This is a genomic window from Pantoea sp. GbtcB22, assembly GCF_019091025.1.
GTDB lineage: Bacteria > Pseudomonadota > Gammaproteobacteria > Enterobacterales > Enterobacteriaceae > Pantoea > Pantoea leporis.
Map to the genome: position 1 here is coordinate 1 of NZ_JAGXKB010000958.1, position 232 is coordinate 232.

1 pseudogene is annotated in these 232 nt (G+C 44.8%); it reads right to left on the reverse strand.

Going from position 1 to position 232, the window contains the following annotated elements:
- A pseudogene (locus KVT28_RS28045) lies at positions 1–111 on the reverse strand (LysR family transcriptional regulator); the annotation flags it as partial.
- Between the last annotated feature and the right edge of the window lie 121 nt (positions 112–232).

The following is a 232-nucleotide window of genomic DNA, read 5'->3' on the forward strand; positions in this document are numbered from 1 at the left end:
CAAACTGAGTTCAATTGCCGCCAGCCTGACCGACCGATGTCTGAAAACTGCGTCGAAACCGGGGAGGAGATTCAAGTTCAGTCGACGCAGCACATGATGCATGAAATTCACCTATCATTGATGTTATTGCACTTATTTCATCGAACACTAGCCATTATGCTGGGCAGCATCAATCTGATTAAATAAGAAATAATGCATGGAGATGACTAATCCGCCAGCCAATCCTGATGAC